Here is a 15,671-nt window from a genome sequence, read left to right as displayed (position 1 = left end):
CCGTTCGGGAAGGGCCGGCTCAGTTCCCGGCGGTCTTCTCCTCGGCCCGCACCGCCGAGAGGGGTTCGGCGATGTCCTCCAGCGACCGGCGCTCCGCGTTGACCGCGAGGAACGCCGCCACGATCCCCGCCGCGCACATCAGCGCGGCGCCGATCTGGAAGGCCAGCGCGGTGTCCCCGACGACCCCCGACTCGGTCAGCTCGGCGAACACCAGCGGTCCGCTGATGCCGCCGGCCGCCGTCCCCAGCGCGTAGAAGAACGCGATGGCCATGGCGCGGGTCTCCATCGGGAAGATCTCGGAGACGGTCAGATAGGCGCTGGAGGCGCCCGCCGACGCGAAGAACAGCACGACGCACCAGCAGGCCGTCAGGGTCGTCGCCGACAGCGAGCCGCGGTCGAAGAGCCAGGCGGTCCCGAAGAGCAGCAGGCCCGACAGGAGGTACGTGCCCGCGATCATGATGCGGCGGCCGACGGTGTCGAAGAGCCTGCCCAGCAGCAGCGGTCCCAGGAAGTTGCCCGCCGCGATGACGGCGAAGTAGTAGCCGGTGCTGCCCGTGGGCACGTCGAAGAAGGTGATGAGGATGGTGCCGAAGCCGAAGGTGATCGCGTTGTAGAGGAAGGCCTGCCCGATGAAGAGGGCGAGGCCGAGGGCGGCGCGGCGCGGGTAGCGGCCGAAGACCGTCTTCGCGATCGTGCCGAAGCCGATGCTTTTGCGCTGGTGGATGGTGATCTCGCCGGCCGGCGGGGGCAGCTTCTCGCCCTTCTCCTCCTCGATCTCCTTCTCCACGGCGGTGACCAGCGTGTCCGCCTCCTCGCCGTGGCCGTGGATGAACTGCCAGCGTGGACTCTCCGGCACGTGCTTGCGCACCAGCAGGATGACGAGCCCCAGGACGACGCCGAGGGCGAAGCTGAGGCGCCAGCCCAGGTCCTTCGGGAAGATGTCGGTGTCGAGCATGACGATCGACAGCAGCGAACCGCCGATCGCGCCCAGCCAGTAGCTGCCGTTGATGATGAGGTCGACGCGCCCCCGGTACAGGGAAGGGATCAGCTCGTCGATGGCGGAGTTGATCGCCGCGTACTCGCCGCCGATGCCGAAGCCGGTGAGGAAGCGGAAGAGGAAGAACCACCAAGACTCGAAGGACAGGGCCGTCATCGCCGTGGCGCCCAGATAGACCGCCAGTGTGATCATGAACAGCTTCTTGCGGCCGTACCGGTCGGTCAGCCACCCGAAGAACAGCGCGCCCGAACAGGCTCCCGCGACGTAGAGGGCCGCGGCCACGCCCGTCACCTGCGCCGCGGTGATGTCGAGGCCGCTGCCCTCCTCGGCCAGCCGGCCGGCGACGTTGCCGACGATGGTGACCTCGAGGCCGTCGAGGATCCAGACGGTGCCGAGGCCGATGACGATCATCCAGTGCCAGCGGGACCACGGAAGCCGGTCGAGCCGGGCCGGTACGGCCGTGGTGACCGTTCCCGTTCCCGTCCCCGAACCCGGGGAGGACGGAATGGCAGGCATGGGTTCTCCTCTCGTCGCCGGTGCGGGTACCCCCGTCCGGACCGATCATCCGTCCGCGCGGGCGGGCCGGCGCGGGCCCCGGCGGTCGCGGAGGGCGAGGCGCCGCCGCCGGTCGCTGCGCTCGCGCACCCGGCGGTCCAGCTCCTCCATCAGGCGGCGGCCCCGGTGCTCGGGGTCGAGTTCGTCGAGGATCCGGTCGACCTCGCTGAGCAGCGCCCCGTACAGCTGCCACCGGCCGGCGTCGGCGAGCGCGAGCGCGAGGAGCCGTTCGGCCGCGTGGTCCCGGCAGACCCGGGCGGCCCGCAGTTCGCCCGCGAGCCGGGTCTCCGCGGCCTCGGCGTCCTCGCTGCCGCGCGCGGTGACCAGGACGGCGAAGCTGACGAGGGCGTCGGCCGTGTACTGGGCGGTCTCCCGCAGGGCGAGGGCGGTCGGCGCGGGCAGCAGCCGGCGCCCGTCGCGGTGCTTCGCCAGGTCGGTGAGGGTACGGGCGAGGACCCGCAGCACGACGGCGCAGATCTCCAGCGTGTCCAGCCCGGTCCGCAGCACCACCCGGTGCATCAGGCCCTCCTTGACGCGGGGGTTGAAGCGCAGGCTGTCCTCGGCCGTCCGCAGGGCACCGTCGACGTCCGCGACGTCGTTGTCCAGCCGGCGGGCCGCGTGGAGCCGGTCGGCGGCCTCCTCGACCCGGGGCGCGCCGGTGAACTCGTCCGCCACGTCGAGGAGCAGCAGCCGCATCCGCCGGGCGAGGTCCTCGATCGACCCGCCCGCCGTGTCGACCCAGACGGGAGGGGCGAGGAACAGGTTGAACAGCATGCCCACCACGGCGCCGATGAGGGTCTCCAGGACGCGGTCCCAGGCGGTGACGGAGACCTGCGTGACGCCGAGGACGAGCATGGCGCTGATGGCCACCTCGGGCACGAACTCCTCGACCTTCACCATCCGGCCGATGAGCAGCGAGGCGAGGATGACGAGGGCCAGGCTCCACCAGGAGAGGCCGACCACGACGCTGAACGCGATCGCGATGAGGACGCCGACGACGACGGAGGTCACCCGGCGGAGGCTCGTCGTCACGGTGGAGTAGAGCGTGACCTGGACGACCAGCAGGGCCGTCAGGGGAGCGGTGAGGGGCACCGGTTCACTGCTGAGCCGGAGGGCCACGACGTAGCTCAGGGTGGCCGCCGCCGTGGACCGCACGGTCTGGACGGCGAAGGGGTCGCGACGCAGGCGCCCGAGCAGCCCGCCGAGCCGGCCCTTCCGTCCCTCGCCGCGCGCCACGCCCCACCTCGTCCCGTCGCCGCCCCGCAGGGGCCGTCGGAACGAGCGCCTGCCCGGGCGGTCCCCGGCCCATGCACGGGTACGCCCGGGCGGACGAGGGATCACCCCCGAGGCGGGTACGGAGGGAGCCGAACGGGGCGGCCGCGGGCCCGCCGCGCGGTTCAGCCGACGAGCCACCGCTGCATCCACTCCGCCGCGGCACGGCGGAACAGACGCCGGTTGTCGGCGCGCCGGAAATCATGGCCCTCGTCCCGGAGCAGCAGCAGTTCCGCGACGAGTCCGCGTGCCCGGGCCGCCCGGACGATCTGCTCGGACTCGCCGGGCGGCACGTTCGTGTCGTGCTCGCCGTGCACGGCCAGCAGCGGGACCCGCAGGGCGTCGACGCGGCTCATGGGGGACAGGGCCCGCAGCAGCGCGGCGTCCCGTTCGGGGTGGCCGTACTTGTGGACGGCGGACTCCGCGAGCCACGGCTCCGTCCCGGCGTAGAACGTGGCGAAGTCCGACATCCCGCAGACCGTGACGCCGGTACGGAAGAGGTGCGGGTGCCACACGAGGGAGGCGAGGGTCAGATAGCCGCCGTACGAGTGCCCCATCACGGCGAGCCGGCGCGGGTCGGCGAGGCCGGACGCGACCGCGTGGGTCGCGCAGTCGGCGACGTCGGCGATCGCCGCGAAGCGGCCCTCGCCCAGGTCGGCGTCGACGAAGGACCGGCCCCAGCCGGAGGAGCCGCGCACGTCGGGCGCGTAGACGTCCAGGCCGCGGCCCAGCAACTCCTGGTAGAGCGGGTCGAAGACCGGGCGCTCCTGTTCCTCGGGGCCGCCGTGCAGATGCAGGACGCACGGGGCCGGCTCGCCCGCGGCCCTGCCGGGGGCCCGGTGGTACCAGCCGCCGAGGAGCAGCCCGTCGCGGGCCGTGGCACGCAGCGGCGCCGGCCGGACCGGCGGGCGTCGTCCCGGAACGGACGCGGCGTCGCTCGCCGACCACGGCGTCCGTGCCAGGGGAGCCGCACCGGGCACGGACCACACCCCGGGGCGTCGCCGGGATCCGGAGAGCGCCACGACCAGACCGCCGGGACCCGCCTGGGTCACCCGGGTGACCACCTCGTGCGGCAGCTCCACCGCGCGCGGGGCGGGCGGGTGCGCCCCGTCGCCGGTCAGGGGGAGCGTTTCGAGCACGCTCGTGCCGCCGTCGTTCCAGGCCAGCGCCGCCCGCCGGCCGTCCTCGGCGAGGGCGAGGAGTTCGAGGTCGCACGTGTCGCGGCCGGCCACCACGACGAGCTCCTTCCGCTCGCCGGCGCCGTCCAGGTGAAGTGCCATCAGGGCCGCGAACTCGCGGTCGTGGTCGCTGCGCAGCCACACCGTGCGCCCGTCGGCCGAGAAGCGGCCGATCCACGGATCGCCGTCCGCGACCGGCAGCGCGCACGCCGGGGTCTGGTCCGCCGTGCGGACGACCACGGCCTCGCGCCGCCCCCGGGGTCCGCGGCGCAGCAGCGCCAGGCGCCCGTCCCGGCCGACGTCGCACACCCGGAGCGTCGCCGCGCCGGTCTCGTCGGCGACGAGCCGGGGCGCCTCCGTCCCGGTGGGGTCGACGAGGTACGCGGTGAGGCGGTCGCGCACGGGCTCCGCCGTCCCAAAGCCCGCACCGCCCGCGGGCGCGGAGTCGAGGAGGGTGGCGGCCCCGTCCCGCTGCGTCCAGGGGGCGGGCCGCTCCGCCGGGACGCCGCCGCCCGTCGGTTCCGCGACGGTCACCGCGAGGGCCGAGCCGTCGGGGGCCCAGCACCCCAGGTAGGCCGAGCTTCCCGGCTCCGCGCCCGCCAGGATCCGGCGGCCCGAGCCGTCGGGGCGGACGCAGAGCACGCGCGTGTGGCCGCTGCCGCCCGGCGCCACGGTGTACGCGATCCACTCGCCGCCCGGGGACCAGGAGACCTCCGTGACGGGGTCGGGACCGGTGTCGAGCAGATGCGCGTCGTCGCGTCCCACGGGCGCGGTCCAGAGCTGCGGCGCGCCCTCGCGGTCGCAGACGAACGCGATGTGCTCGCCCCGCGGATCGGGGGAGGGGTACCAGCAGCCGTGGGCGACCCGCGGCCGGGGTGTGTCCCGCGGCCCGGCCGCGTCGGCGAGCCGCTCCACCACCGGGGCGGTCGCTGCGGGCTCGTCCGTCAGCTGATCGCGTGGGTCTGCAGCCATGTCTCCAACAACGCCACGTGCCACAGGGCGTTCGCCCCTCGGTTCGTCCGGTGCTCCTCGGGTGCCGCGAGGAGGGAGTCGACGTACTCCGGGCGGAAGACGCCGCGTGCCCGGGCCTCCGGCGCGGACAGGGCCTCCCGCACCCGTTCGAGGACGGGCCCCGCCATGTGGCGGATGGCCGGCACCGGGAAGTACCCCTTGGGACGGTCGACGACGGCGCGGGGCAGCAGCGTGCGGCCGACCTGTTTCAGGACGCCCTTGCCGCCGTCGGCGAGCTTGAGCTCCGGCGGGCAGGCCGCCGCCAGCTCGACCAGTTCGTGGTCGAGGAACGGCACCCGCGCCTCCAGGCCCCAGTCCATGGTCATGTTGTCGACGCGCTTGACCGGGTCGTCCACGAGCATGACGTGCGTGTCGAGCCGGAGCGCGGCGTCCAGCGCGGTCTCGGCGCCGGGCACGGCCATGTGCGCACGGACGAACTCCGCGGACACGTCGTGGTCGGCCAGCATGTGGGGCTGCAGGATCCTCGCGAGGGCGTCGTGTGGGCGGTCGAAGTAGACCTCTCCGTAGCGCCGGGGCTCCTGGTCCCGCTCGACCTCCGCCAGCGCGGGGTACCAGTGGTAGCCGGCGAACACCTCGTCGGCGCCCTGGCCGCTCTGCACGACGCTGATCTCCTTGGACACCAGTTCCGACAGCAGGTGGAAGGCGACGACGTCGTGGCTCACCATCGGTTCGCTCATGGCGGCGATCGCGCCGTCCAGGGCGGTGGAGACGCGGTCCGAGGGCACCATCAGCTGGTGGTGCTCGGTGTCGAAGCGGCGCGCGACCCGGTCGGAGTAGACGAACTCGTCGCCCTCCTCGCCGGCCTCCGCCTCGAAGCCCACGCTGAACGTCGCCAGGCCGCGCTGGCCCTCCTCGGCCAGCAGGGCCACGATGAGGCTGGAGTCGAGGCCGCCCGACAGGAGCACGCCGACCGGTACGTCGGCGACCGTCCTGCGGTGGACGGCGGTGCGGAGCGCGGCGAGGACCGCGTCCCGCCAGTCGTCGGGGCCCATCCCGGCGAAGGCGCTGTTCCGCGTGTACGAGGGCTGCCAGTAGCAGCGGTCGCGGCGGGTCCCGTCGGGCTCCACGACCCGTACGGTGGCCGGCGGGAGTTTGCGGACGCCGGTGAGGACGGTGCGCGGCGCCGCGACGGTCGCGTGCCAGCTCATGTACTGGTGCAGCGCCACCGGGTCGAGCGAGGTGTCGACCCCGCCGCCCGCGAGCAGGGCCGGCAGGGTGGAGGCGAAGCGGAGCCTGCCCGGGCGCTCGTCGAGGTAGAGCGGCTTGATGCCCAGGCGGTCGCGGGCGAGCACGAGCCGGCCCGTCTCCTGCTCGACCAGCGCCACCGCGAACATGCCGACGAGGTGCTCCACGAAGCGGACGCCCCACTGGCGGTACGCCTTGATGACCACCTCGGTGTCGGAGCCGGTGACGAAGGCGTGGCCCAGGCCCCGCAGTTCCTCACGGAGCTGCCGGTAGTTGTAGATGCAGCCGTTGAACACGCAGGTCAGCTGTGCGTCGCTGTCCGTCATGGGCTGGGCTCCGCGCGCGGACAGGTCGATGATCTTCAGGCGGCGATGGCCGAGCGCGACCGGTCCCTGCGCCCACATGCCGCGGCCGTCCGGGCCGCGCGCCGCCATGCGGTCCGTCATCCGCTCGACCGCCGCCAGGTCGGGTCTCCCTCCGTCGAAGCGGATCTCGCCGCTCAGGCCGCACATGGGGCACCTCCCGGACGGGCGGGCACCCGGGCGGGGTGTGGAGGCGTCCGGGGCGGCGGGGCGGTGGGAAGGCCGCGTGTCCGCGCGAGGCCGGTCTTCCTCCTACGGGGCTGCGACGTCGGCATGCTGTTCACTCCTCGCTCTGCCGTCGGGGGAGGGCAGAGGGTCGTCCGCCCGCGCCGCGGGTCCGCGGGCGTGCGGTCCGCTCGGGGCGGTGGTGGTTCCGCGGGGCAGGGGAGCCGGCAGGTCATCTCCGGTCGGCCTTCGCCGGCAGGGTCCGTGCCCGGGGCCGGAGTTCTCCGCGGCGCGCGTCGGGCCGGGGGTCACCCGTTCCGTACGCGCCGCGGGTCTCCGCCAGCAGCAGGTCCACGGCCGCGAGCAGGTCCTCGTCGGCCGCCGCGCGGCGGATCCGGTGGGCGGCGCTCCCGCGGGCCAGCGCCTCCTCGGCCAGGCTCCGCGCGAGATCCCAGTCGCCGTGCGCCTCCAGCGTCGGGCGCAGCGTGCGGAGCAGGCCGCGTACGACCTCGGGGGCCGCCGCGGGCCGGCGGGTCACGGGGTCGATCAGATCGCCCTCCAGGCCGGACCGTGCCGCGCGCCAGGTGGCGGAGCGCAGCCATGCGTGACGGTCGTCGCATCCCTCTGCCGAGGCGTCCGCGCAGGCGTCGACGACGAGCGCCCGGAACAGGGCCGCGATCAGCACCACGGTCTCCACGCGGGGGCAGGCGTCGCAGACGCGGAGTTCGAGCGTCGGCAGGTGGTCCGAGGGACGGACGTCGTAGTAGATCATTCCGGGGTCGCTGATGACGCCGGAGTCGATCAGTTCGTCGACCGCCTCGTCGTACTCCGCGGCGTCGGCGAAGCAGCCGGGCGGGCCGGAGGTGGGCCAGCGCTGCCAGATCATGGTGCGCCAGCTCGCGTACCCGGTGTCGGCGCCGAGCCAGAAGGGGGAGCTCGCGGACAGCGCGAGGAGCGGCGGGAGCCACGGGTTGATCGCGCAGAGCGCCCGTACGGCGGTGTCCTTGTCGGGGACGTCGACGTGCACCTGGGCGCCGCAGATCAGCTGTTCGTCGGCGACGCGCCGGTACTCCTCGGTCATGGCGTGGTACCGGGGCTCGTCGGTCGCCGGTACGGCTCCGAGCCGGGCGATCGGGGCCGCGCCCGCCGCCATGATCGCCAGGCCCTGGGAGGAGGCGGCGGCGTTGAGACGCCGGCGGGCCGCGGACAGGTCCGCGTAAAGGTCGTCGAGGCGCGTGTGCACGCCGCTGTTCGACTCGACGACGGACTGGGGGAGCTCCTGGGTGAAGTCGTCCCCGTGCGGGGAGAGCCGCCCGAGCACGGCGTCCGCCCGCGGTGCCAGGGAGCCGGTCTCGACATCGATCACATGGAACTCTTCTTCGACACCTATGCGGACGGTCACTGCGTCTCCTGTGCGTTCGACGTCCTTCGGGCGGATGCACTTCAGGCCGGCGCCCGGTTCGGGCCTGTTGTGCGACTGCCCCGGACGGGCCACCCCAAGCATTGTCCGCTCATCTGCCGAATCATGCGCTCGTTAGAGCGAGTGGAGGCGTGGCACGCCGGTACCCGCCAGGGGTACGCCTCCCCGTGTCCCGAGGGGCGTCCAGGGGGCCCTCGAAACCGCCCCGATCCGTTCCGGACGCCTCACCGCGCCGGCGCACGCCCCCGCGGTGGACCGGCCGACCCGCCCGGTCCGCCTGGCGCGGCCCGCGGGCGGCGCCGAGAATGGGAGTTCGACGAGTCGACAGACGCAACCCCCGAGGCGCCCGGAGACCCAGGTGATCAGCGATGTGCCGATGGCTCGCGTACGCGGGAACGCCCGTCCTGCTCGACACCATCCTCTACAAACCGGCCCACTCGCTGATCGACCAGAGCCGGCACGCGAGACTCGGCGTGGAGACCACGAACGGTGACGGCTTCGGAGTCGGCTGGTACACCGGCGAGAGCAGCACCCCCGCCCTCCTCCGGGACGTCGGACCCGCGTGGAACAACCGCAACCTCAGGGAACTCGCGGACCACATCCGCTCCCCGCTGTTCTTCGCGCACATCCGGGCGTCGACCGGGTCGGCCGTCCAGCAGTCCAACTGCCACCCCTTCCGGCACGGACGCTGGATGTTCATGCACAACGGAGCCGTCGACGGCTTCCACCGCCTCCGCCGGGACCTGTCCCTCCTGATCGACCCCGAGCTCTACGCCGACCTCGAAGGCACCACCGACTCCGAGGTGATGTTCTACCTGGCGCTCACCTTCGGCCTGGACCGGGACCCGCCCGCCGCCGTCGCACGGATGGCGGGCGCGGTCGAGAGCGTCGGCCGACGCCACGGCGTCGAGTTCCCGCTCCAGATGACCCTCGCGATCACCGACGGGGAACGCCTCTGGGCCTTCCGCTACTCCACCGAACGCGCCTCGCGTTCGCTGTTCGAGAGCAACCGCGTCGAGGACCTGCGCAAGCTCCATCCCGACGTCGCGTTCCTGCGGGACATCTCGCCGGAGTCGCGCCTCATCGTGTCCGAACCCCTCGACGACCTGCCGGGCGCCTGGAACGAGGTGCCGGAGGGCAGCTGCCTCGTCATCCAGCCCGGCGCCGACGAGCTGCTGCCCTTCGCCCCGGTCGGAGCCGTCGAAGCGAGCTGAGCCCGCCGGCCGGACTCAGGAACGGGCCATCAAAGCGGCCAGGGCCGCCCGCGTCGACACCTCCGCCTTCCGGAACACCCGGGAGAGATGGGTCTCGACGGTACGCGGACTCAGATAGAGCCGCGTGGCGATCTCCTGGTTCGTGAGCCCCTCCGCCGCCAGCCCGGCGACCTCGCGCTCCCGCGCCGTCAGCGAGGTCAGCCGAGGCGGGCCGGAGTCCTCACGGAGGGCCGGCGGGCGCGTCGTCTCCGCGAGCCCGACCAGCAGACCCGCGCCGCCGGCGGCCGCGAGCCGGTGCCCCTGCCGCCACATCGCCGCACCCCGCGCCCCGGACCCGGCCGCCGCCGTCGCCGGAGCCGCGAGCAGCAGCGAGCGGGCCTCCCAGAACACCGCACCGGCCCGCGCGCACTCCGCCACGGCCTCCGTGAGCAGCTCCGCCGCCCTGCCGGCGTCGCCGCAGTGCAGGGCGAGCTGCGCCGCGCTCCGCATCGCGGAGGCCCGCTGCACCGGCAGACCCAGCGCGTCGGCCTCACGCCGGGCCCGCTCGGCCCACCCGGACGCCGACTCGACGTCCCCGGTGAACAGGGCAGCGGTGACGAGGAGTTCCGACAGGAGGGGGCGCATCGAGGGCTGCAGACCCCGCAGGTCGCCGCCCCCGGCGCGCAGGAGTGCGTCCAGGGCCCGGTGCGGGTCACCGCCCGTGAGAGCCGCGTAGCCGAGCATGCACCAGGCCATCGAGGCCCGCCAGTTGTCGCTGGGTCCCATGGCGGCGACGGCCTCCTCCGCGGCCGCCAGGGCCTCCGCGTCACCGGGAGCGGACGACGCGACGCGCACCTGGGCCTTGTTGGCCAGGACGAAGGCCAGCAGCTCGCCGCTGCCGATGCCGCGGGCGATGTCTTCGGCCTCGTCCGCGAGTTCCCGCGCCGAATCGAGCCGGCACGTCTGGATCCGTACGTGCGCCTTGCACAGCAGCAGAAGCGGCAGGAGGTAGATCTGCCCGCTGCGCCGGGCGATGCCGAGACCCCGGTCCGCATGGCGTTCCGCGTCGACGAACCGGCCCAGGAAGGCCTCGGCCCATCCCAGCCGCCCCAGCGGCTCGCACAACGCGGTGAGGTCGTCGTCGGGCAGCCCGTCCAGCAGTCCGGCCGCCTGTGCCGCGTACGCGCGCGCCGCGGCCACGTCCCCCTCGTACGCCTCGCCGAACGCGGCCACCGCCAGGGCCCCCGCCTCGCCCCGCTCGTCACCGAGCGCGCGGGCGTCCGCGAGGGTACGCGCGACCTCGTCCCGCATCTGCGGATAGGAGGCGTTGTGCGGTGCGGACGAGCTCAGTTCGAGGCCGATCGCCACCCGGTCGGACGGCGAGGGCCGCCCCCGCAGCTCGCGGCGCAGCAGGGCGATCGCCTCGGGGTAGCGGCCGAGATGCCGTTCCGTCGAGGCGCACAGCAGGACGGCCGCCGTCCTGACACCGCTCTCGCCGGGACCGGCCGTGCTGATGACCTGGTGCAGGAGGTCGCGGCTCTCCCGCAGCCCGCCGGCGACACCGAGGGCCCGCGCGCGCCGCAGCATCAGATCCCGCCGCTCGGGCCCGCGCTCCTCGGTGTCGGGCAGCAGGCGGAGCGCGACACCGAGCCAGTGCGCGCAACTCGTCGGAGCCGAGCCCTCGGTCTGCGCGGCCGCCTCCCTCAGCACCGCGTACGCACGCGGGTCCCACGTCGTCACCGACCGCTCGACGTGCCGGGCCAGCTCGACGGGAGGGGCACCCCTGCGGGCCAGCTCGACGGCGGCGGCACGGTGGATCTCGACGCGCCGCCGCACCGCGGTCGACTCGTGGACCAGCGTCCGCAGCACGGGATGACGCAGCACCGTACGGCCCCCCGGGCCCGGCCGCACGAGGTCGCGTCCCGTCAGCGCGCCCAGGTCGTCGTCGAACTCGGCACCGGTCCGCCCGGTCACGCCGCGGACCACGGACGGCACCGCGTGGTCTCCGAGCACGGCGATCACCTCCAGAGTCCGGTGCTGGTCAGGGGTGAGCGGGGTCAGCTCGTCCCACAGCAACGCGGCCAGACCGTCCGGAAGTTCGCCGATCGCCCGGGTCCCACCCGTCGCGCCGGACTCGTCGGAGGAGGCGGGAGCGGGGGAGGACGCGCCCGAGGCGACGCGCTCGCGGGCGGTGTCCTCGCGGTGCGCCTGCACCAGGGAGAGGAAGTAGAGCGGATTGCCCTCCCCGGCGGCGTACAACTGCGCCGCCCGCGCGGGCGGCAGGTCCGGGGCGAGCCCCTCGACGCACTCCCGCTCGCCGAGCGGCGCCAGCCCGATCCGCAGGACCGCCTCGGTGTCGGCCCCACGGGCGAGCGCCGCGCCGAGCGCCGTCGGCGTCTGCCGGTCGCGCCGGGCGACGACGAGGACCACCGGTCCGGGGACGGGATGCCGGACGAGATGGTCGAGAAGCTCCAGGGAGGCCGGATCGGCCCAGTGCACGTCGTCCAGAGCCACCACCAGCCCTTCGCCGCACCCGAGTCGTGCCAGCAGCGCCGCCACCGAGCGGTGCAGCCCGAAGCGGTCGGCGGTCGCCGGCCCGCGTTCCGGGACGGACGGTTCGCCGCCCGGGCCGCGGAGGACACGGGACAGCGCGTCGAGGAGGTCGGGGGCGTGCGGGCGACGGGGGTGCAGATCGGCGAACGCGTCGGCGAACGGATGGAACGGCAGGTGCCGTTCGTACTCCGCCGCGCGACCGCGCAGCACCGTGATGCCCCGCCGCCGGGCCCGGAGGGCGAACTCCGTCATGAGCCGGCTCTTGCCGATCCCGGCCGCACCGGTGATGTCGACGACGGCCGGCGCCCCGCGCCCCAGCCGCTCGATCACCGTGTCGAGCAGCCCCGACTCGGCGGCACGCCCGACGAGGGGACTCCCGCTGTCGCGATGCGGGGCCACGTCGTCCACGGCTCCCACGCGCGTGATCTCTCTACCGAACGGCACGGCAATGTCTATCACGTCGGACGAAGACACGTTCGAGCCTCGGGGCACGCGGTGACGGAACGTCCCTGTACGGCCTGCGGGTTCGCCGGGCGCGGTGTCGCGGACCGCGGCACGGGAGGGACCCCGTCCGCTCAGCCGCCCAGGGCGAGGGCGACGGAGGCGACGAGGCTCACCAGGACGCCGAACACCAGGGCGGCGATCTCGGCGACGATGAGGACCAGGACGTAGTCGCTGCTGTGACTCCACCTCGCGTCGCGCGCGCAGGCGCGGAACGACAGCGACAGAGCGAGGAACGGTCCGAGGATCAGCCCGGTCGCGGTGGTCCAGCGGCCGAGCGCGTACCCCGACATCTCATGGGCCCGCCCGCGCGCCATCCGTACCTCCACCCTGCTGCCCGGCCGGTGCCGCGAGGCGGCCTTGTCGAGCGTCACCTCCCGTCGGGGCTCGCCCGCCGCACGGGGTGTGTACGTCCCCGTGCAGTCCGTGCCGTCCTGGTAGCCCTGCGCGTCGGTGGCGTCGTAGCAGGCGCTGACGGTGATGACGCCGTCCACGGGACCGACGCCCAGGACGGCGGCCAGATGGGGTGCGGGCAGCAGCCAGATCAGCCACCCGGCGACGGCCAGACTCGCCACCGCTCCGGTCCACCCCGCTCTCCGCGCCCACGTCCCCGCCTCGCGCCCCACCCCGCCCCCCTCCGGACACCGCACCTCACGGCACCTGCCGGTGACGACTCTGCCGCCCACCGGGGCTCCGCACGTCCGTGGTTTCCCTGACACCGACTACGCAGTTCGACACGCGCGACCCGATCCGCGCCCCTCCGGCCCTGACCGGCGAGCCCTCCCGCACGCCCCCTCGCCCGCCGTTACGTGGCGATGTACGTGGTTCCCCCGACGCTCGGGGCCGCGCGCCCTGCGAGCATCGCCCCGTGAGCTGCGGCGCAGCCCTGTGCCCGCTGCCTCCGGCAGTCGGCTCCCCCCCCCGTCGAACAAGAGGTGCTTCCGTGTCCCACCGTGTGCTCGTCTCCTCCGTCCTCGGAGTGCTCCTGGCGTCGTCCCTCACCGCCTGCGGATCCGCGGCGGACCAGGACCCGGGCGCACGGAGCTCTGCGTCCGCGGGACGTACCGCGGACGCCGGCGGGGCGTCCGGATCCGGTGCGGGCGCGTCCTCGGACTGTCCCGACAAGCACACGGCCAGCGTGCCCGACGACAAGTACGGCGGAACGGCGGAGATCGACCTCTGCGCCCGCCCCGCGGTGCACCTGACAGCCGTCAGCGCGGACTGGGCCAGCGTCTACAGCCGCCCCTCCGTCAGCCCGCCCCTCAACATCATGCCGGTCTCCTGCACGGACGAGTCCGAGGAGAGCTGCCGGGTGATCAAGGTGACCGACACCGCACTGTGCAACCAGGCGAAGCCCGACTGCCATCCGCGGCGCGGCGAGGAGGTGCCCGTGCTCTGCTCGGCCGTGGACAAGCTGAACTCCGACCGGCTGTACTACGGCGTCCTCCTCGACAGCAAGCGCCTCCTGGCCATGGGGACGGACCACGACCGCACGTACACCTCCGACTTCACCGACAAGGGCGACATCCCCGTGGGGTACGTGGACGCCCGGCGCCTGGCCGAGGTGCGGGCCGACGTGCCCGTGTGCGACGGAGCCCTGCTCCACGGCTCGGGAGCCCGTACCCAGGCGCAGATGCAGGGGCTGCCGCTCGACTGATCCGGGCCCGGGGGCTCCCGCCGAACGGCTCGGGGGAGCCCGCTGGCCCGCTCCCCGCGCGACGGCGGACAATGGGTGGTCCGAGACATGCAGACCGCTGTGGCCGGAGCAGGATCAGGCCATGGGCGGCGGATCCTGTCGAAGCCCTGCGGCGGCCGGCCCGTCGACCGCCGCCGCGGCCGTCGTCCGGTTCCGCCACGGGCGCGACCGCCGTGGAGAACCCCAGGAGGGGCACCGTGACCGAGACCAGCGACACGCGATCCGCCACCCAGGAGGCGCCGCCACGGAGCCTTTTGCAGCGCGTGATGCGCTACCTCCCGCTCGTCGCGCCGGTCCTGCTGTGGGCCGTGCCCTGCTGGGTCCTCGTCCACACGGGCCAGCACTGGCCGCTCCCCGTCACCCTGGCCGGCACCGCCCTGTTCGTCCTCGGCCTGGTCGGGATGCCGCTCGCGATGGCGCGCGGACACGGCCGACGGCAGCAGGACGGGGCGGCGATCGTCGGTGACTCGCTTCTCGGCGGCATCTGGGTCCTGTTCACCTGGTCCGTCCTCTTCGGCGTCCTCCTGCGGCCCGCGCTGTCCCTGGCCGATGTCGGCGACGGACAGGACCGGGCACGCATCGTCACCTGGGCGGTCCTAGGCGTGACGGCCGTGCTGCTCGCCTGGGGCTCCGTGGAGGCCCGGCGCGTGCCCCGCGTGCGCCGGCTCGACGTGGAACTCCCGCGGCTCGGAGCCGGACTGGACGGCACCCGGGTCGCCCTGATCACCGACACCCACTACGGCCCGCTCGACCGCGCCCGCTGGTCGGCACGCGTCTGCGAGACGGTCAACGGCCTGGAGGCCGACGTCGTCTGCCACACCGGCGACATCGCCGATGGCACGGCCGCACGCCGTCGTGCCCAGGCCGCTCCGCTGGGCACCGTGCGGGCGACCTGGGGGCGGGTGTACGTCACCGGCAACCACGAGTACTACAGCGAGGCCCAGGGCTGGGTCGACCTGATGGACGAGCTGGGCTGGGAGCCGCTGCGCAACCGCCACCTGCTGCTGGAACGAGGTGGGGACACCCTCGTGGTCGCCGGCGTCGACGACGTCACCGCCGAGGCCTCCGGACTGGCCGGCCACCGCGCCCACCTCGCGGGGGCCCTCGACGGAGCCGACCCCGACCTGCCCGTCCTCCTCCTCGCGCACCAGCCCAAGTTCATCGACCGTGCGGCGGCGCACGGCGTCGACCTCCAGCTCTCCGGTCACACCCACGGCGGCCAGATCTGGCCCTTCCACTATCTGGTCGGCCTGGACCAGCCCGCCCTCGCCGGCCTCAGCCGCCACGGCGCCCGCACCCTCCTCTACACCAGCCGCGGCACCGGCTTCTGGGGCCCGCCCTTCCGCGTCTTCGCCCCGAGCGAGATCACCCTCCTCGTCCTCCGCTCGCCGCAGGGGCCGACGCCGGCGTAGGGGGCGCACACGACCGGGTCCGCGCAGGCCCCGTCGAGCCGGGAGCCGGGCGCGGCCCGGCCCGGGTCTGTCCCTGCGACGAAATCCGGCGGAACACCGTTTCGGACACCGCGCGGGCGGCAAGCCGCCAGGCATGGGGCGGGTCGGCGC

At 74.3% G+C, this 15,671-nt stretch carries 10 protein-coding genes; 3 read left to right on the top strand and 7 right to left on the bottom strand.

The features are described from left to right. Window positions 1-19: 19 nt before the first annotated feature. From ACF09E_RS00640 to ACF09E_RS00620, 5 genes are all read right to left on the bottom strand, one after another. A complete protein-coding gene (locus tag ACF09E_RS00640) occupies window positions 20-1,513 on the bottom strand; it encodes an MFS transporter (RefSeq protein ID WP_392203147.1) in 1,494 nt (497 codons plus the stop codon). A gap of 45 nt (window positions 1,514-1,558) precedes the next feature. Beyond that, window positions 1,559-2,788: an aromatic acid exporter family protein gene (locus ACF09E_RS00635; RefSeq protein ID WP_392203146.1), complete on the bottom strand. Its 1,230-nt coding sequence runs from the start codon at window positions 2,786-2,788 to the stop codon at window positions 1,559-1,561. Window positions 2,789-2,949: 161 nt separating this feature from the next. Beyond that, entirely contained in the window at window positions 2,950-4,974 is a 2,025-nt protein-coding gene (locus ACF09E_RS00630) for a S9 family peptidase (RefSeq protein WP_392203145.1), read from the bottom strand. After that, window positions 4,947-6,731: an N-acetylglutaminylglutamine amidotransferase gene (locus tag ACF09E_RS00625; protein WP_392203144.1), complete on the bottom strand. Its 1,785-nt coding sequence runs from the start codon at window positions 6,729-6,731 to the stop codon at window positions 4,947-4,949. The genes ACF09E_RS00630 and ACF09E_RS00625 overlap by 28 nt, the downstream gene beginning before the upstream one ends. A gap of 247 nt (window positions 6,732-6,978) precedes the next feature. Beyond that, window positions 6,979-8,148, bottom strand: a complete 1,170-nt coding sequence (locus ACF09E_RS00620) for a glutamate--cysteine ligase (protein ID WP_392203143.1) — start codon at window positions 8,146-8,148, stop codon at window positions 6,979-6,981. A 386-nt stretch (window positions 8,149-8,534) separates the two neighbouring features. Here ACF09E_RS00620 and ACF09E_RS00615 point away from each other — a divergent pair, with 386 nt between their 5' ends. After that, window positions 8,535-9,380, top strand: coding sequence for a class II glutamine amidotransferase (locus ACF09E_RS00615; RefSeq protein WP_392203142.1), 846 nt, complete (start codon window positions 8,535-8,537; stop codon window positions 9,378-9,380). 15 nt (window positions 9,381-9,395) lie between these two features. Here ACF09E_RS00615 and ACF09E_RS00610 read toward each other — a convergent pair whose 3' ends face one another. Both ACF09E_RS00610 and ACF09E_RS00605 read right to left on the bottom strand, forming a co-directional pair. Beyond that, window positions 9,396-12,320, bottom strand: a complete 2,925-nt coding sequence (locus tag ACF09E_RS00610) for an ATP-binding protein (protein ID WP_392203833.1) — start codon at window positions 12,318-12,320, stop codon at window positions 9,396-9,398. A gap of 167 nt (window positions 12,321-12,487) precedes the next feature. Next, complete coding sequence (locus ACF09E_RS00605) at window positions 12,488-12,988, bottom strand: hypothetical protein (RefSeq protein WP_392203141.1); 501 nt, start codon at window positions 12,986-12,988, stop codon at window positions 12,488-12,490. A gap of 368 nt (window positions 12,989-13,356) precedes the next feature. On the opposite strand from ACF09E_RS00605, the gene ACF09E_RS00600 reads away from it, so the two are divergent. Both ACF09E_RS00600 and ACF09E_RS00595 read left to right on the top strand, forming a co-directional pair. Then, window positions 13,357-14,070 carry a hypothetical protein gene (locus ACF09E_RS00600; RefSeq protein ID WP_392203140.1) on the top strand — a complete coding sequence of 238 codons (714 nt, stop codon included), beginning with the start codon at window positions 13,357-13,359 and terminating at the stop codon, window positions 14,068-14,070. Between the two features lie 236 nt (window positions 14,071-14,306). Next, the gene (locus tag ACF09E_RS00595; RefSeq protein WP_392203139.1) at window positions 14,307-15,521 is read left to right on the top strand and encodes a metallophosphoesterase; all 1,215 of its coding nucleotides are present in this window, start codon (window positions 14,307-14,309) and stop codon (window positions 15,519-15,521) included. Window positions 15,522-15,671: the final 150 nt, after the last annotated feature.

The organism is Streptomyces sp. NPDC014891 (assembly GCF_043081085.1).
Lineage (GTDB): Bacteria > Actinomycetota > Actinomycetes > Streptomycetales > Streptomycetaceae > Streptomyces.
This window is presented reverse-complemented; position numbering and strand designations above follow the sequence as displayed.

What these genes read in the sequence shown, in the direction of transcription:
- ACF09E_RS00630 (WP_392203145.1), bottom strand. Translation starts at nt 4,974, where the DNA reads ATGGCTGCAGACCCACGCGATCAGCTGACGGACGAGCCCGCAGCGACC.
- ACF09E_RS00615 (WP_392203142.1), top strand. Translation starts at nt 8,535, where the DNA reads ATGTGCCGATGGCTCGCGTACGCGGGAACGCCCGTCCTGCTCGACACC.
- ACF09E_RS00625 (WP_392203144.1), bottom strand. Translation starts at nt 6,731, where the DNA reads ATGTGCGGCCTGAGCGGCGAGATCCGCTTCGACGGAGGGAGACCCGAC.
- ACF09E_RS00640 (WP_392203147.1), bottom strand. Translation starts at nt 1,513, where the DNA reads ATGCCTGCCATTCCGTCCTCCCCGGGTTCGGGGACGGGAACGGGAACG.